Raw genomic sequence first — 19,945 nt, forward strand, 5'->3', positions numbered from 1 at the left:
GTCTGTCGGCCAGCTCCCGCCGCGTTTTAAACGCGAAAGAAAGAGGGAGAGGAGAAAAGCACAACGTTTTGTTAGAAATTGATTTCTTTAGGATCTCGGAATGCTCGTTCCTCCTCCCTCAAGGCACGTGCCTGACGGGTGAACTCGGCATCCATGGCGGCTCCGCCCTGGGTCTTGGCAATCTCCCACAGAGCTTCGTTTTCAGGAGTACCAGGCAGCTGCATAGAGATGTTAAAAATCTCCTTGCTAAAAGGGATAATCTGCTGGATGCCCCGCATATCGTAAGCCATCTTGTACATTTCTTTGTGCATCGTCAGCGTGTAGGGAGACAGCTTGAGCATACGCTCAGCCAGCGCCATAGTGGTCTCTTCCAGCTGTTCGACAGGAACACAGCGGTTGCACAGGCCAAGGCGATATCCCTCAGGAGCCGTGATGGTATAGCCGGTAAAAGCCTTCTCCTTGGCAATATTCATGGGCAGCTTCCAAGCATCCCAAGGCAAATATAGGGTGTAGGACATATTCATGGCATATTCGGTATTGTCGAACACGGTATTATCCGCAGCACAGATACAGTCGCAAGACATGGCAATCAACCAGCCGCCACCAAGAGCAGTGCCCTGTGCCATGCAAATAGTGGGCTTTCGCATGTTGTAAATTTTTAGCCAGGTATCGACTTCTTCCCAAGTGTTCTCTCGGCGGTCAGCAAAGCTGACCACACCATCTTCGTTGGCATTCAGAGATACAGAGGGATCTCCGGTGTCAAAACCACAGCAAAAGTCATTTCCAACACCACCAAAAATGACTACACGAACATCACGGTCAACGCTGGCCATATCCACCGCTTCCATAAAGTCATGCCACATCTCACCATCGATCCGGTTGCCATGATCAGGGCGATTAAGCATTATCTTCGCAATGCTTCCTTTCGGGGAGCTTATCTTTTCATAAATAACGGGGCCGTTCTCTCGCATAATCAACATCCTTTCCGCTTTGTGTATCTTGGTCTTGTTCTAATCTTAAGATCAGCGATTTACTTTAAACCATAATAAGGGGTGGCATTCAAGGAATCAACGATCTCAACCGCAGATTGTGCATTGATACCTACACGTTCTATACCCATATCAAACAAAGCAACAAAGTCCTCCCGTGTGCGGACACCACCAGCAACTTTCAATTTGATGTCTTTACCGCAATATTCCTTAATCCGACGAACCTGCCCTAAATCCAACTGGCCAGGGATCCAGCCAGTGCCAGTCTTAACAAAATCGGCACCACTCTCTTTGACCAAATCACAGGCAGGATAAATTTCATCTTCCGCTAGAGCACGTGTCTCTATAATAACTTTGGTTTTAACCCGGTGATCGGTCATGCCTACGATTTCTCGCAATTCACGGAGTACATAATCATACTCTCCAGCCTTAAATTTGCCAACATTCATGACGATATCCATTTCCTCTACACCGTCATGCATAAGCTGTTCCGCTTCCAAAAGCTTGGTCAGGGTAGTAGCAGCTCCCGAAGGAAATCCAACAGGAGAACCCACATATACACCTTCCACATCCTTTAAATGCTGTGCCAAAGTGGATACCCAGCAAGGGAGCACATGAACATTAATGAAACGATGCTGCTTTGCCAATTCTACCACATCAAGCAGATCGCGGTATGAATGGTTGGTACGGACAATACTGATGTCAATCAGCGCAGCCGCCTCTTTCCCTGTCAAAATCATAGTGAAAACCTCATTTCATTCAAGCTTAAATCGCAGTAGCACCGCCATCTACCGGAAGTGCTATTCCGGTGATGAATCTAGCTCGTTCGGAGGCGAGATATACAGCGGCATAGGCCACATCTTCAGGTCGGCACATACCAAGAGGCTGTACGCTCATGTAAAAACTCTGCTTTGCTTTGGCTGCTTCAGGAGAAAGGGTGCTCAAATAGTGCTTCCACATCTCGGTCTCGCAGGTGGCGGGGCAAATTGCGTTAACACGCACCTTATAGCGGGACGGCTCCCGACCCCTCGACAAAGTAACGAGGACGTAGGAGCCGTCAAAAGGTTTATTAGGGAGGTAAAATTGTTTCACTTAAGTAGCAATTGTATTTTTCTTGTTGTCAATAGTGCTAACGATAACGAACGCAACAGCAGCAGGCAGGAAGGAGAACATACTCAGGATAGTAGTAGTGGGGATGATACCCATCATATTCAGAGCAATGTAGATAAAGCCGGTGATAGCACTGGCAATGGCACCTTTAGCAGTGGCCCCCTTCCAGAACAGGCCGCCAATAAAGGGTGCAAAGCAACAGGCCGCACAGAAGTTATACATCTGCCACAACAGATCCAGAATACTGGTAAACTGCAGAGCCACGAAAGCTGAGACAACACCTAGGCAGAGATGAACGATGAAGTCACCTTTTTTCAATGTTTTCTCCGAAACATTAGGGTTAATCATACCGCGGTAAATATTGTGCAGAACGATGGTAGAAAAGGCAACCAGCATGGTATCAATAGTAGACATAATGGCAGCCACGACGGCAGCAATCAGCAGCGCAGCAGCTAGAGGAGGCAGAACTTCCAACGCAACCCGGAAGAAAACGCTGTTAGTGGTGTCGTTGTACAAAACATTGCCATACATGCCAATAAAAGCAGGCATTAGCGCCGCAGGAATCATGATAACAAAGGAAAGAATCAGTCCCCAAAATGCCACCTTTTCACTTTTTGCAGAAACGATACGTTGCACGGTGCACTGCTCACATAGCGCAGCCAGAGAAATAGGAATACATGTAATAAGAATAGCAGAAATGCCAGGAAGGCCGATATCCCAATAAGTACTTGGAACTTGACCAGTCTGGACTGCATCGTTGACTACGCCCACTGCACCCTGGCTGACCAAGATTACAGTGGTAATCACCAGAGATACGATAATAATAGCTACCTGTGCCACTGAGGTTGCTGCGGCACCCCACAGACCAGAAATCATTGAATACGCAATAACAACTGCACAAATAACCCACACACCGAAAGTCCCGTTAAAACCAAGTGCTTCAAACAATGCCTTACCAGCCATCAATTGAGCCGCAATATTTGCAATGTAGGAAAGAGCTGTAGTAACTGAAAAGATAACAGAGGTCATTTTCTCACCGTAGCGCGCCTGCAGGAACTCTGGCAAAGAGATATAACCAGCCCGGTAAACCACTCTGTTGATGGTAACGGCCATGACTAAATAGGAAATAGCACAGCCCAAGCCGTACCATGCACCAGAAATACCAGTAGCAGCACCACTGGCAGCGCCACCGACAACAAAACCGTTACCAATATGCGAGCCAACGGCAGAACCAATAATCATAAATACGCCACAGTTACGGCCAGCTGTGATAGCCTCGTCAAAAGTGCGACCATGTTTTCTTCCCATCCAGCTGATGCCGATCATGAACACAAAATATATGCCCATGACGACTGCAATCATCGTCAACATACCACTATCAATTGCCATATTTGTTCTCCCCTTTTATAAAAATTTATTTTACCCGGACTCCCACCGGGTTGAATCCTATGGAAAATATGAGAAAACATCATCGTCCAAAAAACTCACACATGGGGCCATCTTCGTTTTCAGTCAGAGTAGTCAAGCCATTCTTAGCATCCTCCGTCGTATAGATGTATTCGGCGTCGGCCTGCTCCAACTTGCGCAGCTCAGCATAGTTGGGTAAGGTAACTCTTCGAATGGACTCTTTGCAAATTCGGGCTGCAATAGGGGCTGCCTTGGACATCTTTTTGGCAAATTTCAAGCCAACCTGGTCTACCAACTCATCGGAAACAACCTTGCTGACCATTCCCATTTCATATAACTGCCTGCCAGTAAAGTTCTCGTTCAGGAACATATAGTCTAACATACGGTTGCGGCCAATCCAGGCAGGCAGACGCAGACTACTCATGCCCCAGGAACCACAGGTGCCATAATAGATATCGCCATCGTGCATTTGGAAGCTTTCGCCGACGATACGAATATCGAAAGAACTGAACACTGCAGCAGAGCCACCAAAACAAATACCCCGGGCAGCGACCAGAGTAGGCTTGGGATAGAAGTCTACACGTTCAACCAGTCGTCCTCCCAGTTCAGAGAATGTCTCCTTAATCTCGCCAGCACCGGTCCACTCATCGTCAATGTCGTCAAAATCGGCTCCCTTTGAGAAATCAGGTCCCTCGCTCTTCATCATGACAGCGCGAACCACATCATTGTCTTCAAACTCGTCCAGTGCAGCCAAAACCTCCATCAGCATACGCTTGGTAAAGCTATTGCGGGGGGGATGGCATAGTGTGATGACACCAACACGTTCGTCGATGGTTACTTTAATCTGGGTATAATCCATAACCTTTCCTCCTCTGTACTTTTTAGGTTGGCTCAACATAATTATCTTATGCATTTAAATCAATAACATAATTATCAAAAGATGTCAATATCTTTTTGAAAAAATACTTTATATTTTTCTTGTCATTAACTTTCTATTGTTGCTTTTGTAAAACATTAAATCTCTTATTGTTTTATTATATTGTTAATTATTGTGAATTATTTGAAGGCAAAATCCATCTAAATCATAGGCTGTTGGCTTATTCAAAAAAGATACCATATGTATTTTTATTTGTTGACGTACAAACATAATTATGTTATAATAAGGCGAAACCTTAAACCAAACAATAGGGCAAAAATATCAAACAGATAAGGAGAATTATGATGAACATTACTTCGTACGCAGTCGGAACCACGCACCTTGGTATGCCCACTACCTGTTATGATAAGACCGTAGAATTTTACAAGGGCCTTGGCTTTACAGAGAAATTTTTTCTTGTCTGTGATGACGGCGGACGCATCATCTTCCTTGAACTGAAGGAACTGATGATAGAAATCTATGAGTCTTCCAGTAGTCCTGGCGTGGCAGGTGCAGTGGATCACATCGCTATTGACGTAAATGATATCGAAGCCGTGTTCGAGCAGATCAATGCTGAAGGCTATGTCCTGCTGGATGATCACATCTGTTCTATGCCCTTTTGGGCCAATGGTGAAAAATATTTTACCATCCAGGGACCAAACGGAGAAAAAATTGAATTTGTGCAAATTCTTTAATCTATATGTTTTTTCGTGCCGACAACGCTGAAAAAATAAATCTGCATACCTCATTTTCTGACTTTATCTTTTGCACTACTGTACAACAAAGATAAGTTTCTCTCAATCTCAACTCGATTAAGGTCAGATCTTTGTTAGCATCACAGCACACTCTATAGAGCGTGCCCCACGATTTAACAAGCATAACTTGAAAGAATTATTCTGGGTGCGTATTTTTTGTTTGAGCCCAACGCAACCCGCGGATATAGCGCACCGCAACCATTCATATGATCATCCATGTTTTCCACAGTAGGTTCCCGTAAATCATATACTTTTAGATATACCCCTCCACTAAATCAAATACCCCCACCCCTCCTTGACGCACGGCATCTGTCTTTCCACCCAGACGATCTGGCCATCATTAGAGGCCCACTTCACACTGCCCCCTTGACCCGAGCCCGAAATCCGCTCCCATCGGAACAGTACTTTGGAGAGACGAATCATCTCAAATCGCCCCTCCTCCAAGAAGAACTTACCTGCACCAATGGAAACACCTAAGGCGATGACTGGCATTTCAATGTAAGTCTCCTTGCGACATCTCCGCACAGGCCGGTAACGGCCAAACGCAATGATATATATCTTATACTCATCCAGTTTTACAGCCCCGCATCGTTTAAGCGCGCCGATTCTATGCCGACCATACAATATGGGAACCGAAAATCCGGTCCGTTATGCTCGAGTCAAGGCGGAGCAGGATAGGCTTTAGGCGGAGCGCTCCAGGAGCAGCAGCATAACTATAGCTCGCCTGTGTCCCTATTGTAACCATTATTGTAACCATAAGATTGAAGTCCTGTCCCGTGGGACCCATGACTGTCCGTTTATCAATGTCCTAATTACGGAGAGAATGTTGGATTTCCGCCTGTCTCTTTCCGTAGAGTTTAGACAACTTCTAAAATAAAATAATCGAAGATTGTGCCCCGGAGCCGCTTGATCCGCTGACTTCCCATGCGCCGCTTGATAAACCTTCTTCATCAAAATGATGAAAAAGCTTAACGGCGCGTGCCAGCGAGAGCAAGTGGCTCTTTTTACGCTCATTTGGCTCTCACACAGAGTTGAATGAGCATTTTCAATATCTGGATACTACAGAAATGTTTTCAAAAAAATTTTTAATCCGGACATAGTCCGTCCGCTTTAACCTGTATGATTCCCTATGGAGGCGAAAGGGGGTGAGAGTGTGAGAAGCAACAACCGCCAGCAGCAGATCATTAACCTGCTGTGCCGGCGACGGAGCGATACCGTTCAGAATCTGGCCGCGGAACTCGGCGTCTGTGAACGAACCATCCGCCGTGACATTGAAGAACTCACACTCACCTACCCCCTTGAGACAGTCCGTGGCCGATATGGCGGCGGAGTAAGGATGGCTGACTGGTACTTTCAGGACTGGCCAAAGCTATCGCCTAAACAGACGGCTTTGCTCAAACGCTTGGCAGTTGGACTGCAAGGCGAGGATCTGAAAGAAATGACCAAGATCCTGGCCCGTTTTGCTTCCTGAAGGAGCACCTACTGCTCCACAGCACCTTGATACCGGGAGCTACTGAAGAATGAAAAGTACTCGGATCACATGTCATTACCAGAGACTATGATATATTCTGGGACATGCCGTAGCATTTCAAGCCGCATATCACAGGATAATGTTTCTCTAAGCGCAGCATTATGCTGCAAAGCAATCAAATTGCATACAAGTAATGCCGATGGGAAAATAATTATATGGACTCACGTCTCTGACTCTGTTGAAAAAGAGTCTTTTATGGCAGAGAAATGGATTACACGTGAATATAATGGGTGGCAAGTAGAGTTGTCATTATCGTTGCTTAATGAAATGCAGGCGGATCGAAGAAGAGCTTTACCTAACGAAACTGGTGGCGTTCTTATTGGAGCATATGATATAGCAAGAAAGCGTGTTTATGTTGTTTGCCAAGTGAAGGCACCAGATGATAGCATTTCCTCTCCAACTTCTTTTATCAGAGGTTGCGCTAATCTGCCTGAGCGTCTTGAATATATTTATAAGACTACTTTAGACAATCTTACTTACATTGGCGAGTGGCACTCCCATACCAGTGCCGATACTCAAAAAAGTGAGGCTGATAAAGAGTTGCACAAAGCAATCGTCGACTATAATCGTGAGAATTGTCTCCCGGGTTGTATGATGATTCTTGGCGCCGATAATTTCAGCATCTTTATAGGCGAATGATCGGACTGATAACTGAATTCACCGAGACATTTAGAGCGGTTTTTGTGGGCCGCTCCATCTGCACCCCATATAATCTTTGAAACCCATTGTAGTGCAACATCTACAAGTTCGCATCTTTTTCGGCAACAAAAGGCAAAACTGGAAATCGCCGCAGTGAAAACTGCGGCGATTTCTCATTTGACCACAGAAATACCACAAACGGATTTCTGTTTTGACCACTTGACGGGCACCCCTTTCGGGAGTGCCCGTCTTTTTTGTTCACAGCGCCCCAGATCCTGAGTCGCGCTTTAATCCAGAAACACCAAACTGGTCACCAGAATCCTTTAGACAGGAAATTTATTATTTGACCGTCCCGGCAAGTTTAATCAAATTCATGAACCGCCCATGATCTGCTTTCATCATCTCTCGATCCTCCACTGCATATGGGTTGCCACAAGAAAGCCAATCCTGCCACGCCTCATCAAAACAGTCCATCTCGGAGATTTGGAATGCATGGAGATATGGTTCAAACTTTGGCCTCCACCAGTTGATGGAGTGCCACATTTCCAGTGCCTCAGGCTCCCAGAAAGGTTTCATCTCCTCCGGTAAATTTTCCTGCACTTCATACTTCATCCCAGGAAATGCGATGGCCACGATTCCGCCTCGTTTCAAAACAGGTTTCAGCACATCTTTGAAGTATACATCGTTATTCCCAAAGTAATGGTATGCATCCACACTGACCACCGCATCAAAAAATTCTTCCGCAAACGGAAGCTGCAGCGCATCAAACTGCAGGGGAACGGTCAGATGAGACACACCAGCCTGCTGGAAGCGGACTAAATTTTCTGTGGCCGAGGTCCAAAGATCGACCGCAAACACCTCCACACCGAAGGTCTGGGCAAGAAACACCGTTGTCAGTCCTCGGCCGCATCCCAGATCCAGTACGCGCATTCCAGGCCGCAAGGGCAAATTCTTGGTGAGCTCTTCTGCGATCCGCCATGCGTTTGGTCCCATCATATTCTCTTGTAAAAAGCAGTTATCCAGTTTCATATGCTCATCTCCTTCCTTTCCTCTGGTTCTGTTCTTTTGCAAACCGCCTGGCCTGTTTTATGCCGCCCACTTCCTTGAACATACGCTCCGCTTTTTTGACCTCAACTTCCCTGCTACTCAGTCCGTCATAACTGCTCTCATGCTCCAGTTTGCGATAGCTGTCCAGCCGTCTCTGATCCAATCGTCCCTGTTCCACCGCTGCCAGGACAGCACACCCAGGTTCGTTGGTATGGGTGCAGTCCCGGAACCTGCAATGTCGGGCCAAGTCCTCGATCTCCCCAAAGGTCTGGGAGAGGTCTGCGCTCTCAGCCCCCATCTCCCGCATACCAGGAGTGTCGATCACCACGCCGCCTAACGGACAGGGAAACATTTCCCGCCCGGTAGTGGTGTGCCTTCCTTTGTCCCCCTTGCCGATCTCCTGAGTGGAAATGGCTTGTGTGCCCAGCAGGCAGTTGATCAGGGTGGATTTTCCCACACCGGAGGAGCCGATAAACGCGCAGGTCTGCCCCTTGGCAAAATAGGGCGCAAATTTGTCGCGGATATCCTCATCAAACATGGACAGCGTCAGAATATCCGAAAAACAGGAGATGGCCTCCACCTGAGAAACCGCCTGTGCAAGGTCCTCACACAAATCCGCCTTGGTCAATACAATGACCGGCGTCGCCCCACTGTCCCACGCAATGGATAGATACCGTTCCATGCGGTTCAGGCTGAAATTCTGGTTGAGGGACATGCACAAAAAGACCACATCCACATTGGATGCCACAGGCTGAGCCTGACCGGACACGCCAACTGCTCTTCGGACAAACAGGCTTCGTCTCCGCAGCACCCGGTGGATGACCGCCAGTCCACCCTCCACCGTCACCATGACATAGTCGCCAACAGTGGGGTATTGGGCCAGTTCCTCTGTCTCATACCGAAGTTTGCCGGATACCTCTGCCAGCAGTTCCGCCTGCTCGGTCACGATCTTATACTTTCCCCGGTATTGGGCGGTCACTCTGGCCAGTGTCTCTTTCGGATATAAAGTAGCTTCTGCCAAAAAGCGTTCTGAAACGCCATAAGTTTTCAGTTGATGCAATGTAATAGCCTCCATTTTGATCGTCTTCACATATCCAGACGGAAGGAGGTCTGTACCGATTACTTCGTCACACCTCCTTCCATTCTTACAATCTCCATTTTCTTTGTGTTCATCATAAAAACACACTCCTTTCTTCTATGATTGCTTGATTATAGCATAGATTTGTTCCAACAGGAAGATACCGTCTGCCAAAGAGGAATTTACCCTGCAACATGGGGCGCAGCTTACGATCATGGACAATGTGGAGCATTGGTTCCATACGCCGGAGCAGCGAAAGGTTCTACAATCATGGGAATATCCCCACTGTTGAACAGGCCTTGTGTAGCATCTATCTTCACCAAATAAGAATTGCCCGCCCCAGGTTTTGAGAGGTGTGATTTAACCTGTGGTTTCTTTTTCTTCCCTTTTGTTTAACAACCACGCCATTGCTCCGTTTCCCTCCTTCTGTTATCATGGAAGCACCAGAACCGGAGGTGGCGTATGAAAATCGGTGAAATCATTCGAGAAAAGCGAAAGGAGCTTTCCCTGACTCAGGAGCAGCTGGCAGACCTGCCGGGTGTGTCGGCTCCGGCAGTCCTCAAGTTGGAAAAAGAAGTTTCCCATAGTTAAGGATACCACACCACAAAACCACGCTTACACTACTTGCATCTTGTTTTGTACAGAGATAAAATCCAATATAAAAATGAGATTTTTGTTATGTCTCTCTATGCCATTTGAGTGGTTATAGGTTTCTTAAAGGTTTGACCGCTATACTGAATTGATTTCAGAAAGGAGGCAGCGGAATATGCGGATTTTGCTGGTGGAAGATGAAGAATACATGGCGCAGGCTGTGGCACAGGTTTTAGGGAAAAACAATTATACCGTCGATCTGGCACACGACGGAGAATACGGCCTTGACTGTGCGCTTTCCGGTATCTATGACATCGTCATTCTGGATATTATGCTGCCGGGACGCAGCGGCTTAGAAATCCTGAAAACACTTCGGCAGGAAAGAATTGCTGTTCCCGTTCTGCTGCTTACTGCCAAGGGCGAGACGGAAGATAAAGTGACCGGCTTGGATTTGGGGGCGGATGACTACCTGACAAAACCCTTTGAAATGCAGGAACTTTTGGCCCGGCTCCGGGTGCTCGCCAGGAGAAAACAGGAAATTTCTGTTCAAAACGGATATGCGTTCGGAGATACACATTTGAATCCTTACACCCTGTCTCTCTATTGCGGAAACCAGTCCTTTAAGCTCACCTTAAAAGAAAGCCAACTTTTAGAAATGCTGATGGACGCACGAGGCGGCGTGATTTCAAAAGACCGGATCATTGAGAAAGTGTGGGGCTTCGACAGTGATGCCGAGGATCGCCATGTGGAGGTCTATATCTCATTTTTGCGAAAAAAATTAAAGGCTTTGGGGGCGGATACCTCCATTGAGACAGTTCGCGGAATGGGGTATGCACTGCGGGCTGGGAGGGGAACACCATGTTCAAAAAGCTGAAACGGCGTTTTATTCTCACCAACATGGCAATGCTGTCGGCCGTGCTGCTGCTGTCCTTCGCTGCCGTTTATTTGATCACTGCCTATCAAATACAAAATCAAAATTTATTGAAGCTGGAGAATATTCATTCCACTACCTTGCGCTACCAGGAAGCCAACGAAAGAAACGATTCGTTCCAAATAGTTGGAGTTGCCCAGGAGTATGCTGATGCCTTTGGCGTGATTGTAAATGAGCAAAATCAAGTTGTCTTTGACAGTTCCTTTGGCGTATTATCCAGGGAATGGATCGACCAGGCCGTCCAGGAGACCCACGGGCATGAGGAAGGGCAAATCGTATTAGAAGGAAGGCGGTTCTTGTTTTCAAGGATTCCAGCCTATGCGAAAGTGGATTCCGCCTCTGAGAATGTTGCCGTTGAACAGTTCAGCCAGATCGCGTTTTTGGACATTACAGCATCAAGACAGAGTTTACTGGAACTATTGGCTTCTTTTGTAGTTGTGGGCATCCTGACACTGCTGGCCATGCTGGGGATCAGCGCTCTGTTTGCCAAACGGGCGGTTGCTCCCATCGAGCGATCCTACCGTAAACAAAAGCAGTTTGTCCAGGACGCTTCCCATGAACTCAAAACGCCCCTGGCCTCCATCCGCGCAAATTTAGAGGCGCTGCAGACAAATAGACAGGAAACCATCCAGAGTCAGGAAAAATGGCTGGATTACATTTCGCACGAAACCAGACGCATGAATAAATTGGTGACAGAGCTTTTGGAACTGGCCCGTGCCGACCAGACCGAGCAAGCGGTAAATCTGGAACCGATCTGTCTGAGCAATTTGCTGGAACGCACCCTTCTGTCTGTGGAAACTGTGCTGTACGAAAAAGGGATTGCTCTCCAGCAGCAGATTGAGACAGATATTTCTGTGAATGGCAACCCGGATAAAGCGGAACAGGTGATTCGAATTTTGCTGGATAATGCCTGTAAATATACAAACACAGGGGGAGCCATTGAAGTCTGCCTGCGTCGTCAGAGAAAATATGCAGTCCTCGTGGTTTCCAATACGGGAGAAGGAATCGCTCCTGAACATATGGATAAAATCTTTGACCGCTTTTATCGGGTGGATGATTCCCGGAAACACACCGGCAGTTACGGTTTGGGGTTGCCCATTGCCAAGGCCCTTGTGGAGCAGATGGGAGCGACCTTGTCCGTATCCAGTGTACCGCATCAAAAAACCACATTCAGCATTCGCTGGGAGCTCATTTGACCCAAACGCCTTCGGAACATTCCGAAGGCGTTTTATCTTTTTGACATGCCATTATAGGTTTCTTAAAGGTGCGCCTTATATACTGCTTTCATCAGGAAGCCAACAAGGAGGCGCGCAATAAACGTGAACATACGAAAGCATAAGAAAAAATTGGCTGCTGTACTTGTCCTGGGGGTGGCTGCGGCAATCAGCATTCCTCTGCTAATGCCTCAAAAGCCTGCCGAGGACACAGTACGGGAGCGGGAATACACAGCGGTGCGGGATACCATTACGGTGGGCGTAGAATCCAGTGGGCTTGTGGACACCGGCCCAAACGCCCACACTTTTGAAGCAGGTACCGTGGTGGAAAACCTGCTGATAAAGGTAGGCAGCGAGGTGAAAAAGGGAGATCCTCTGGCCACTATTTCAACGGAACAGTTGAAAGAACTGATCGGGGCCGCACAAGACGAGCTGTCCGATGCAAAAGCTGCTCTGCTGCAGGCATCCAGTTCCAAAGATGTACTGATTGCACAAAACGATAAAGATAAGCAGGATGGCCTTGATGGAGTGCAGCAGGAATATGCCAATCAAATCGAACTGCTGACGAGCGAAAAAACGCGGATAGAATCGTCTATTGCCCAGCAGGAAGCTATGCTGGCCCAGCTCCAGCAGCAGATCGCAGATGGTTCCGCACAGGTAGGAGATTTGGAGGAAAAGGTTGAGCGATTGAAAAGAAAAATTAACCAAAATATTCTGGAAATCGGGCGTCTGAACGAAGAGCTGCTGAAAGTGGACGATGGCTCTGATGAACGAAACACTTTGAATATCGCAAAGGCCGGGGCGTATAAGTACGTGCAAAGCCCTGACTTTGAGATTCTGCTGTTCGCGTACAGCGTAGATGGCGGTCCCGTAGAAATCGTGGATCTGGCTCAGGGAGAGCTGCTGCCGGAATGGTTGTTCGACGCTCTGGGCAATCCCGCTTACATCAAACACGCCTACAATGCGGCATTCGAGTGGTACTGCCTCTCGAAATTCTGCGGGCACTTGCTGCCGGTGGACCAGTGGCGGGACACGATGCTTCACGGCCTCTACTGTGGATTTACCGCAGGACTGGACGCAACCGGCAAGGCTCTGGGCCTCCCCGCTGAAAAGCAGAAGCTCTCGGTCGGCAAGGCACTTATCCGCTATTTCTGCGTCCCCTGCGCCGCCACACAAAGCAACGGCGGCAGGACACGGAATCTCCCCAAGCACGACCCCGATAAGTGGGAGCTGTTCAAGACTTACTGCAAGGGCGATGTTACGACCGAGATGGAAATTGACCGCCGGCTGTCGAACTTCCCTGTCCCTGCGGACATTGAGAAGCAGTGGCAGACCGATCTCCTCATCAATGCAAGGGGTGTTGCGGTAGACATGCAGATGGTGCGCGGGGCGTTGGAAATCGACGCCGCCTCCCGCGACAAGCTAACGGCAGAGGCGGTCTCCATCACCGGCCTTGAGAATCCGAACAGCGTGTCGCAGCTCAGCAAATGGCTTGAGAGCAATACGAACCAGCCAGTGGGAGACCTGCGAAAAGACACGGTTGCGGCGATGCTTGACAGTAAATCCGTGACAGGTCCCGCAGAGAGGATGCTGGAAATCCGTCAGGAGCTGGGCAAGACGAGCACGAAAAAGTATGACGCAATCGAAGCCGCCGTGTGCAGCGACGGGCGTGTTCGGGGTCTGCTCCAATTCTATGGGGCGAACCGCACCGGAAGATGGGCGGGGCGGCTCGTGCAGGTGCAGAACCTGCCGAGGACCTACATCGACATGAAAACACTTCCGTGGGCGCGGAGCGCGGTCAAGGAACGGAGCGCCGATAAGCTGCGGTGTATGTACGGCTCTGTGCCTGATACCCTTTCACAGCTCATCAGGACATCGTTTATAGCGTCCAACGGCAATACCTTAATTGACGCGGATTTCAGCGCCATCGAAGCACGAGTTATTTCGTGGCTGGCGGGAGAACAGTGGCGGCTCGAAGTATTCAGGACGCACGGCAAAATCTACGAGGCGTCTGCCAGTCAGATGTTCGGGGTTCCGATTGACCGAATCAAAAAGGGAAATCCCGAATATGAACTGCGGCAGAAAGGCAAGGTCGCTGAACTCGCCCTCGGCTATCAGGGCAGCACGGGCGCTCTGATTGCGATGGGCGCTCTGCGAATGGGCATACCCGAAGATGACCTGCCGGACATCGTTTCCCGCTGGCGTGACGCGAACAGGCGCATCGTGGACCTGTGGTACGCAGTGGAGAACGCGGCGGTATCGGTCATTCAGACAGGGCGGCCTGCGGGCGTGAGAAACCTTATCTTCGCCCGAGAGATGGACATTGAACACGGGCTGGACTTCCTGACGATAACGCTGCCGAGCCGTAGAAAGCTGTACTACGCGAACCCGCAGCTCGGTGTGAACTCGTGGGATAAACCATCCATCTTGTATAGCGGCGTGAACCAGACAACCAAGCAGTGGACGCAGCTTGAAACCTACGGTGGCAAGCTGGTGGAGAACTGCATTCAGGCAATCGCCCGCGACTGTCTCGCGCTTGCGATTGAGCATTTGGAGGCCGCCGGGTAGGCTCGCCAGAGGCCGCGCCGAGGGACACCGCGAGGACCCCGGAAAGGAATCTCTCGCGGTCGATGGCGTCCCCGCTCTTATAAGGAATCACCTTGATGTTCTGGATGAGTTCTCTTTTCATATTCAGCTACCTCCTCACATTACACAGGGACGGAGACCTTAGTAGCCACAGCAAAGCTCTCGTCATGGCGCAGGCCGGTGTCCACGTTGTTGATAGCACGGATGAGGGTCTGGTCGTTCTCGAAAGCGGAAACGAGGTTGCCCGCGTCATCCGTCCAAGAACCCTCGCGGCTGGTTTCAATTTCCAGTGCGCCCTGCTCACCGATAACGAGGTCGTTCCAGTTGCCGAACACAATCTGGGTCTTGCCGCCGGTGGTTTCAAGCAGATTGGTGGTCTTGTAGGGATAGCCCACCAGAGTGCCGTTCTCGTTCATCTCCTTAGATGTAGCCAGCGTTGCAGGCGAGTACCGCTACACTGTCGAAGTAGTTTTCGAGGAGGGCGACAAAGCTCTCACGGGTGTGGAACTTCTGCTTGAAAACGATGCCGTTTGTCACGCCGAGGGTGTAATTCTTGTCGTCCAGATACCAGAGACAGTCGCCCGCTCCGGCAGACAGCTTCGTCTTGTCGTATGCCTTTTCGACGTAGGCAAGGTTGCGGGTGCAGGTAATCAGCGTACCTGTGGATTTCAGGACGGCGTTGCAGGTCGTAAGCACGGCCTTTTCAAACTCATCGTCCACCACAGAGTTGATAACCGCCTCCAACACGCAGTAATGATAGGTACGCAGCAGATAATCTTGCGATGGTGTGACCTCGGGCAGGGGAGTATCGGATGCGATAAAAATACAGTTACCCATGGGAAATCTCTTTTTTCTCTTTATTGTTTTCTCCTGTCCATTCCACCCACTTTGCATGTTCCAATGTCATAATGGTGTATTCAGGATATCTTCTGTGAATTTCAGTAAGGCAAATACTTCTCCATTCTCCATACAAGCCCTCACCAGTTACCTGAAACTCCTTGGAGTTCCAATAAGAAGATTTATATGTAGAATCCAATCTCCCGCAAATTTCGCATTGTCTACCCCAACAAAACGCGTCACTACCATAGTGTAAGATGATTTTTTTGTATATGTGTTTATGCTTAGAGCGTTTTCGGCTATCAGAGGTAGCAGCCGTCTTTGATTTTCCTTTATGCGGAGGCGTTTCTTCCTCGATTGGTTGCTGATATTGTTTTTTATACAAGTGTGTTTTTTCAGGATTCATCGTGAGATTTCCTCCCCAAATATCTTTGTGCAAATGATGCCGTTATTCACATATATGTATTTTATCGCTCTTATTCTGAAGAAAAGGCCCGTACAAAGCCCTCTGTCCAGTGGCATTGATCAATGAGGTAGGTATCCAAGCTCCACTCCTGCTTGTTCATGCGTCGCTTGGCTGCATCCATGGCCCTCTGGGCTTCTGAGAGATCCGCATAACAGGCGCTGCTCCAGACATCTGTCTCATCCCCCTCTGCGTCCTCGTCCCAGCCCCAAATCATATGGACTTTCTGAGATTGGCCGATTGTACCAACCACCAATTTTTCTGTGATCTCATAGGTACAGGGGTAATCCCGGAATCCTGGGAGAGCAGATAAGTAGTGTTCCGCCACTTGCCGGGCCTTTTCAGTGGATTCGAACAGGCCGATGAAAAAGCCTTCCTGTCGCTCATTAAACAGCATTAAGCTGTATAGCAGATTTGTCATATGCATTTTCCTTCTGGCCTGTTTAGTCTCCCAGGCCGGACAATCCGTATCCATGCTCCATGGCTACATCACATACATGACCCAATTCATCCGCAAAACGCCGGATCTTCGGGAAGGACAAGCCATATTGCTGAATTACACGGTTTTCTTCTGTGGCATGTTCCTCAAGCCACTTGACGATGGATTGCGAAAAAGTCTTGATTACCGGAACCTGGTCTGCTTCCAGTTGGATTTCCCTGTATGGATCGAATTGATAATAGCATGTATAGTTTGTGAGTTCGTCTCTGATATCGTACAAGAAGTGGCCTATTTCTTCCGGTTCTGATACCACGTGATCTTCCATCATTTTTTCGGGGTCCATCGACGCAATCTCAAACGCATGGTCAAGGTCTTTGGCTGCATATATATCAAGTGCCATCCTTTCATCGTCCTTTCTTTTCGTTATTTTATAGGGTATCCCTTACTGGTAGCCGGCAAGCGCGATGATCCCCATGACCAGAAAGATCCCTCTTCTGAAAAGACCTTGGCCTTCCATCACAAACACCAGAAGAAATAAGCCGGAGATGGCGATGAGAAACACGAAGGATATGAGGGCGATGCAGAAGACTCGGACAGGTTTGGAAACTTGCTCTGACTGCGCCGCATCCATGCAGCCCTGAAATAAAAGGTCAAGCCACATCAATACTCCGCCCCCTCACACCAGGAGCCACTTCTGGCCGTCCGGCATCTGGCGGAGGCTTCCCGGTATCCGCTCCAGCACTTCTCCGGTATCAAAATCCCGCACCAGAAGAAGCCGGTTTTTTCGGATGGGATGACCGCTGCGAAAAGCCTCCTCCGCCTCGTGCAGATCGCCGTTGGCATAGTCAGTGCCCCAGTACCATTCGCTGCTGCCAGCCAGCGGCTCCAGATTGGTGATCCCATTTGTGATAATGCGTTTCATATCATATCCTCCGGCTATACCTTGATGAAGTTTTGAGATTATATCACAGCGAATGAACGATTCTCATGAACATTCTCTTAAGGTTTCTTAATCTTTGGAAGCATAACGCCTCTTTTTGTCTACAGTCCCTCAATTTCTGAGCTGTGGGCGGCGCAGAAATGACTTGCTTCATCCTGCCCTCAGAGGTACAATACAGACAGTTAAGAGGCATAAAAACGCTCCCCGTCCCTGTCGGCAAAAGACACCGCAAGGGCCGGGGAGCGTTTCTGACTACAGAACCTACCACGCACCGCTCCAACCACACAGAAACAGTATAGCCAAAGAAGTGCCAAGGGACAGAGGTTTTGCCCTCTTTGAGGCAACAAAGACTCCGTGAAGTCAAAGTTTCATGGAGCTTTACCCTACAAAGATAGTTTTTTCGTTAATATTGCAGCGCATCATACAATATTTTATAAATTATTTGTTACTTTTTGGGCAGTACTGCTATTCAAGCTGTATGAGCCGTGGTATACTGAGGCTGGCTATATGGAAATTTCCTGCGGAACTGCCGCAATTCCCACTCTCTTTCTCTGAGTGGTTCCGGGACGGACGGTTTTCAATGGCACACTATATCAGGGAGGTACTGAATATGGGCTTTTCTCTCTCCGTCTCCCAGGCGGACACCGTACTGCGTGCACTGAAAAAAGACTACCGCATTTACGCACCAAAGCGTTTTCCTAAGCAGGGCCGCTACTCCGACACCGACATTATTCGTTATGCGGAAGTAGATGCTTTTTCCGACATTGTATGGGACATCAAATCCGATTACCCAGCCAAAGAAGTCATCACGTCCATCCAGCAAGCCATTTTTTATTTTACCGAAGATGAATATCGTGCCAGCAAATCCAAAACAAAACCGATCCTGCTGCTGGCCCGTCCCTGCGACATCAACGCCCAACGGATTCAAGCCCGCATCTACGCCGGCAACGGTGGTTATGATGATCTATACTACACACGGGTCCGGGAACTGGTAAAGTTCGCTGTCATGGATTGTAACGGCGGCGATGACACCTGCTTCTGTGTATCCATGGGCACCAACCGCACCGACGATTATTCCCTGGCTCTGAAGTTCTCCCATGACGGGCTTCTGGTCAAGGTGGCCGATGAGTCCCTGGCTCCCTACTTCCAGGACATGCCCCAGGCCGATTACATCCATACCTTTGTTGCGGAAAATGAACTGAAGGTCACCGTCCCCGATCTTAGCGACAAGGCAGTCCGCAAGGCTCTCAAAACCCATCCCATGTGGCACGAGTACAACAGCCGCTGCATCTCCTGCGGCGCCTGTACCGTGGCCTGCTCCACCTGTACCTGCTTCACCACCCGAGACATCATTTACGGTGACAACCCGGAGGTGGGCGAGCGCCGCCGGGTAACAGCCTCCTGTCAGATTGCCGGCTTTGACCAGATGGCCGGCCAACGGGAGTTTCGCTCTACCGCCGCCGACCGTATGCGCTACAAGGTGCTCCACAAGTTCCACGACTATAAAGCCCGCTTCGGCGAGGAGCATATGTGCGTAGGCTGCGGCCGCTGCACCCATCGCTGCCCTGAACTGATCTCCATTTCTGCCACCGTTAACAAAGTATCTGCCGCCGTGGAAGAAATCAAGGCTTCCATGGCCAGTCAGTAAAGGAGGTCTGCGCTATGATGAATCCCGTTCAGCCCCAAGCTTGTACGATCCTGAGCGTCAAAAAAGAGAGCCGTCATGAGTGGACCTTCCGGGTCGCTACCGAAGCCAAACCCGCCCACGGTCAATTCATGCAGCTGTCCATCCCCATGATCGGCGAAGCACCCATCTCCGTCTCTGCCCAGGGCGACGGATGGCTGGAGTTTACCATCCGTTCCGTTGGCAAGGTCACCAACGTCATCTTCCAAAAAGAGGTCGGAGATACCCTGTTCCTGCGGGGTCCATACGGCAAGGGCTGGCCCGTGGAGCAGTTCCGTGACAAGCATCTGGTGGTTATCACCGGCGGCACCGGTCTGGCTCCCGTGCGTTCCATGCTCAACATGCTGGCCCAGACTCCCGGCTACGCCCGGTCGGTTCACTTGATCTGCGGCTTCAAAAACTCTGACGGTATCGTATTCCACAGCGAACTGGAAGAGTGGAAGAAACACTTCTCCACCATTTATACCCTGGACAACGGCACGCTGGAGGGATGGCGCACAGGCATGGTCACAGCCTTTGTGCCCGAAATTCCCTTTGACACCTTCGGCGGCGACTATGCCGTAGTGGTGGTAGGCCCGCCGCCCATGATGAAATTTACGGGTCTGGCTCTCACAGACCACGGCGTAGATCCCGAAAAGGTCTGGATGAGCTTCGAGCGCAAAATGTCCTGCGCGGTGGGCAAGTGCGGCCACTGCCGCATCGACGAGATATATGTCTGTCTCGACGGCCCGGTATTCCCCTATACAATGGCCCGTGACCTGGTGGACTGAGAAAGGAGGGGCCAAAGG

General features: G+C 49.4%; 23 protein-coding genes. 9 read left to right on the forward strand and 14 right to left on the reverse strand.

What is annotated here, in order from left to right:
- Positions 1-71: 71 nt before the first annotated feature.
- From ACTQ3R_RS10530 to ACTQ3R_RS10550, 5 genes are all read right to left on the reverse strand, one after another.
- A complete protein-coding gene (locus tag ACTQ3R_RS10530; protein WP_441779280.1) occupies positions 72-971 on the reverse strand; it encodes an enoyl-CoA hydratase/isomerase family protein in 900 nt (299 codons plus the stop codon).
- Positions 972-1,030: 59 nt separating this feature from the next.
- On the reverse strand, positions 1,031-1,729 hold the full coding sequence (gene deoC / locus ACTQ3R_RS10535) for a deoxyribose-phosphate aldolase (protein ID WP_441779279.1): 699 nt from the start codon (positions 1,727-1,729) through the stop codon (positions 1,031-1,033).
- 25 nt (positions 1,730-1,754) lie between these two features.
- Entirely contained in the window at positions 1,755-2,081 is a 327-nt protein-coding gene (locus ACTQ3R_RS10540; protein ID WP_441779278.1) for an SDR family NAD(P)-dependent oxidoreductase, read from the reverse strand.
- Positions 2,082-3,488 carry a sodium:solute symporter family protein gene (locus tag ACTQ3R_RS10545; protein WP_441779277.1) on the reverse strand — a complete coding sequence of 469 codons (1,407 nt, stop codon included), beginning with the start codon at positions 3,486-3,488 and terminating at the stop codon, positions 2,082-2,084.
- A 79-nt stretch (positions 3,489-3,567) separates the two neighbouring features.
- Positions 3,568-4,365, reverse strand: a complete 798-nt coding sequence (locus ACTQ3R_RS10550; RefSeq protein ID WP_441779276.1) for an enoyl-CoA hydratase/isomerase family protein — start codon at positions 4,363-4,365, stop codon at positions 3,568-3,570.
- Positions 4,366-4,724: 359 nt separating this feature from the next.
- On the opposite strand from ACTQ3R_RS10550, the gene ACTQ3R_RS10555 reads away from it, so the two are divergent.
- The 3 genes from ACTQ3R_RS10555 to ACTQ3R_RS10565 all read left to right on the forward strand — a co-directional run bounded on the left by ACTQ3R_RS10555 (position 4,725) and on the right by ACTQ3R_RS10565 (position 7,347).
- Positions 4,725-5,117 (forward strand): VOC family protein, encoded by a 393-nt coding sequence (locus ACTQ3R_RS10555; RefSeq protein ID WP_441779275.1) that lies wholly within the window; start codon positions 4,725-4,727, stop codon positions 5,115-5,117.
- A 1,213-nt stretch (positions 5,118-6,330) separates the two neighbouring features.
- Positions 6,331-6,648, forward strand: coding sequence for a DeoR family transcriptional regulator (locus tag ACTQ3R_RS10560; RefSeq protein WP_441779274.1), 318 nt, complete (start codon positions 6,331-6,333; stop codon positions 6,646-6,648).
- Positions 6,649-6,903: 255 nt separating this feature from the next.
- Positions 6,904-7,347, forward strand: coding sequence for a Mov34/MPN/PAD-1 family protein (locus ACTQ3R_RS10565; RefSeq protein WP_441779273.1), 444 nt, complete (start codon positions 6,904-6,906; stop codon positions 7,345-7,347).
- Between the two features lie 339 nt (positions 7,348-7,686).
- Here the strand turns inward: ACTQ3R_RS10565 and ACTQ3R_RS10570 are convergent, their stop codons facing one another.
- Both ACTQ3R_RS10570 and rsgA read right to left on the reverse strand, forming a co-directional pair.
- Positions 7,687-8,376, reverse strand: coding sequence for an SAM-dependent methyltransferase (locus tag ACTQ3R_RS10570; RefSeq protein ID WP_441779272.1), 690 nt, complete (start codon positions 8,374-8,376; stop codon positions 7,687-7,689).
- A gap of 4 nt (positions 8,377-8,380) precedes the next feature.
- Positions 8,381-9,454: a ribosome small subunit-dependent GTPase A gene (gene rsgA / locus ACTQ3R_RS10575; protein ID WP_441779271.1), complete on the reverse strand. Its 1,074-nt coding sequence runs from the start codon at positions 9,452-9,454 to the stop codon at positions 8,381-8,383.
- 480 nt (positions 9,455-9,934) lie between these two features.
- On the opposite strand from rsgA, the gene ACTQ3R_RS10580 reads away from it, so the two are divergent.
- From ACTQ3R_RS10580 to ACTQ3R_RS10595, 4 genes are all read left to right on the forward strand, one after another.
- Entirely contained in the window at positions 9,935-10,063 is a 129-nt protein-coding gene (locus ACTQ3R_RS10580) for a helix-turn-helix domain-containing protein (RefSeq protein WP_441779270.1), read from the forward strand.
- 175 nt (positions 10,064-10,238) lie between these two features.
- Positions 10,239-10,937, forward strand: a complete 699-nt coding sequence (locus tag ACTQ3R_RS10585) for a response regulator transcription factor (RefSeq protein WP_441779269.1) — start codon at positions 10,239-10,241, stop codon at positions 10,935-10,937.
- Positions 10,922-12,190 (forward strand): sensor histidine kinase, encoded by a 1,269-nt coding sequence (locus tag ACTQ3R_RS10590; protein WP_441779268.1) that lies wholly within the window; start codon positions 10,922-10,924, stop codon positions 12,188-12,190. The genes ACTQ3R_RS10585 and ACTQ3R_RS10590 overlap by 16 nt, the downstream gene beginning before the upstream one ends.
- Before the next feature lie 123 nt (positions 12,191-12,313).
- Positions 12,314-14,776: a DNA polymerase gene (locus ACTQ3R_RS10595; protein ID WP_441779267.1), complete on the forward strand. Its 2,463-nt coding sequence runs from the start codon at positions 12,314-12,316 to the stop codon at positions 14,774-14,776.
- Positions 14,777-14,916: 140 nt separating this feature from the next.
- On the opposite strand, the gene ACTQ3R_RS10600 is transcribed toward ACTQ3R_RS10595, so the two are convergent.
- The 7 genes from ACTQ3R_RS10600 to ACTQ3R_RS10630 form a co-directional block, all read right to left on the reverse strand.
- Positions 14,917-15,210 (reverse strand): phage major capsid protein, encoded by a 294-nt coding sequence (locus ACTQ3R_RS10600; protein ID WP_441779266.1) that lies wholly within the window; start codon positions 15,208-15,210, stop codon positions 14,917-14,919.
- 4 nt (positions 15,211-15,214) lie between these two features.
- Positions 15,215-15,631, reverse strand: coding sequence for a hypothetical protein (locus ACTQ3R_RS10605; protein WP_441779265.1), 417 nt, complete (start codon positions 15,629-15,631; stop codon positions 15,215-15,217).
- Positions 15,624-16,037: a hypothetical protein gene (locus ACTQ3R_RS10610; RefSeq protein ID WP_204887723.1), complete on the reverse strand. Its 414-nt coding sequence runs from the start codon at positions 16,035-16,037 to the stop codon at positions 15,624-15,626. The genes ACTQ3R_RS10605 and ACTQ3R_RS10610 overlap by 8 nt, the downstream gene beginning before the upstream one ends.
- Positions 16,038-16,107: 70 nt before the next feature.
- Positions 16,108-16,515: a hypothetical protein gene (locus ACTQ3R_RS10615; RefSeq protein WP_441779264.1), complete on the reverse strand. Its 408-nt coding sequence runs from the start codon at positions 16,513-16,515 to the stop codon at positions 16,108-16,110.
- A gap of 22 nt (positions 16,516-16,537) precedes the next feature.
- On the reverse strand, positions 16,538-16,933 hold the full coding sequence (locus ACTQ3R_RS10620) for a hypothetical protein (RefSeq protein ID WP_441779263.1): 396 nt from the start codon (positions 16,931-16,933) through the stop codon (positions 16,538-16,540).
- A gap of 42 nt (positions 16,934-16,975) precedes the next feature.
- On the reverse strand, positions 16,976-17,197 hold the full coding sequence (locus ACTQ3R_RS10625) for a hypothetical protein (protein WP_441779262.1): 222 nt from the start codon (positions 17,195-17,197) through the stop codon (positions 16,976-16,978).
- A gap of 12 nt (positions 17,198-17,209) precedes the next feature.
- Entirely contained in the window at positions 17,210-17,455 is a 246-nt protein-coding gene (locus tag ACTQ3R_RS10630; RefSeq protein ID WP_441779261.1) for a hypothetical protein, read from the reverse strand.
- A 628-nt stretch (positions 17,456-18,083) separates the two neighbouring features.
- Here ACTQ3R_RS10630 and asrA point away from each other — a divergent pair.
- Together asrA and asrB are read left to right on the forward strand one after the other, a co-directional pair.
- Positions 18,084-19,121 (forward strand): anaerobic sulfite reductase subunit AsrA, encoded by a 1,038-nt coding sequence (gene asrA, locus ACTQ3R_RS10635; RefSeq protein ID WP_441779298.1) that lies wholly within the window; start codon positions 18,084-18,086, stop codon positions 19,119-19,121.
- 14 nt (positions 19,122-19,135) lie between these two features.
- Positions 19,136-19,927, forward strand: a complete 792-nt coding sequence (gene asrB, locus ACTQ3R_RS10640) for an anaerobic sulfite reductase subunit AsrB (RefSeq protein WP_441779260.1) — start codon at positions 19,136-19,138, stop codon at positions 19,925-19,927.
- The last annotated feature ends 18 nt before the right edge of the window (positions 19,928-19,945 follow it).

The organism is Lawsonibacter sp. LCP25S3_E2 (genome assembly GCF_052117285.1).
GTDB lineage: Bacteria > Bacillota > Clostridia > Oscillospirales > Oscillospiraceae > Lawsonibacter.

Excerpts from the sequence above, each read along its gene's own strand:
- ACTQ3R_RS10565 (WP_441779273.1), top strand. The coding sequence starts at position 6,904 with ATGGCAGAGAAATGGATTACACGTGAATATAATGGGTGGCAAGTAGAG.
- ACTQ3R_RS10605 (WP_441779265.1), bottom strand. The coding sequence starts at position 15,631 with ATGGGTAACTGTATTTTTATCGCATCCGATACTCCCCTGCCCGAGGTC.
- ACTQ3R_RS10590 (WP_441779268.1), top strand. The coding sequence starts at position 10,922 with ATGTTCAAAAAGCTGAAACGGCGTTTTATTCTCACCAACATGGCAATG.
- ACTQ3R_RS10585 (WP_441779269.1), top strand. The coding sequence starts at position 10,239 with ATGCGGATTTTGCTGGTGGAAGATGAAGAATACATGGCGCAGGCTGTG.
- ACTQ3R_RS10610 (WP_204887723.1), bottom strand. The coding sequence starts at position 16,037 with ATGAATCCTGAAAAAACACACTTGTATAAAAAACAATATCAGCAACCA.
- ACTQ3R_RS10620 (WP_441779263.1), bottom strand. The coding sequence starts at position 16,933 with ATGGCACTTGATATATATGCAGCCAAAGACCTTGACCATGCGTTTGAG.
- ACTQ3R_RS10550 (WP_441779276.1), bottom strand. The coding sequence starts at position 4,365 with ATGGATTATACCCAGATTAAAGTAACCATCGACGAACGTGTTGGTGTC.
- ACTQ3R_RS10615 (WP_441779264.1), bottom strand. The coding sequence starts at position 16,515 with ATGACAAATCTGCTATACAGCTTAATGCTGTTTAATGAGCGACAGGAA.
- ACTQ3R_RS10580 (WP_441779270.1), top strand. The coding sequence starts at position 9,935 with ATGAAAATCGGTGAAATCATTCGAGAAAAGCGAAAGGAGCTTTCCCTG.
- ACTQ3R_RS10600 (WP_441779266.1), bottom strand. The coding sequence starts at position 15,210 with ATGAACGAGAACGGCACTCTGGTGGGCTATCCCTACAAGACCACCAAT.
- ACTQ3R_RS10530 (WP_441779280.1), bottom strand. The coding sequence starts at position 971 with ATGCGAGAGAACGGCCCCGTTATTTATGAAAAGATAAGCTCCCCGAAA.
- ACTQ3R_RS10570 (WP_441779272.1), bottom strand. The coding sequence starts at position 8,376 with ATGAAACTGGATAACTGCTTTTTACAAGAGAATATGATGGGACCAAAC.
- ACTQ3R_RS10545 (WP_441779277.1), bottom strand. The coding sequence starts at position 3,488 with ATGGCAATTGATAGTGGTATGTTGACGATGATTGCAGTCGTCATGGGC.
- asrA (WP_441779298.1), top strand. The coding sequence starts at position 18,084 with ATGGGCTTTTCTCTCTCCGTCTCCCAGGCGGACACCGTACTGCGTGCA.
- deoC (WP_441779279.1), bottom strand. The coding sequence starts at position 1,729 with ATGATTTTGACAGGGAAAGAGGCGGCTGCGCTGATTGACATCAGTATT.
- asrB (WP_441779260.1), top strand. The coding sequence starts at position 19,136 with ATGATGAATCCCGTTCAGCCCCAAGCTTGTACGATCCTGAGCGTCAAA.
- ACTQ3R_RS10555 (WP_441779275.1), top strand. The coding sequence starts at position 4,725 with ATGATGAACATTACTTCGTACGCAGTCGGAACCACGCACCTTGGTATG.
- ACTQ3R_RS10630 (WP_441779261.1), bottom strand. The coding sequence starts at position 17,455 with ATGAAACGCATTATCACAAATGGGATCACCAATCTGGAGCCGCTGGCT.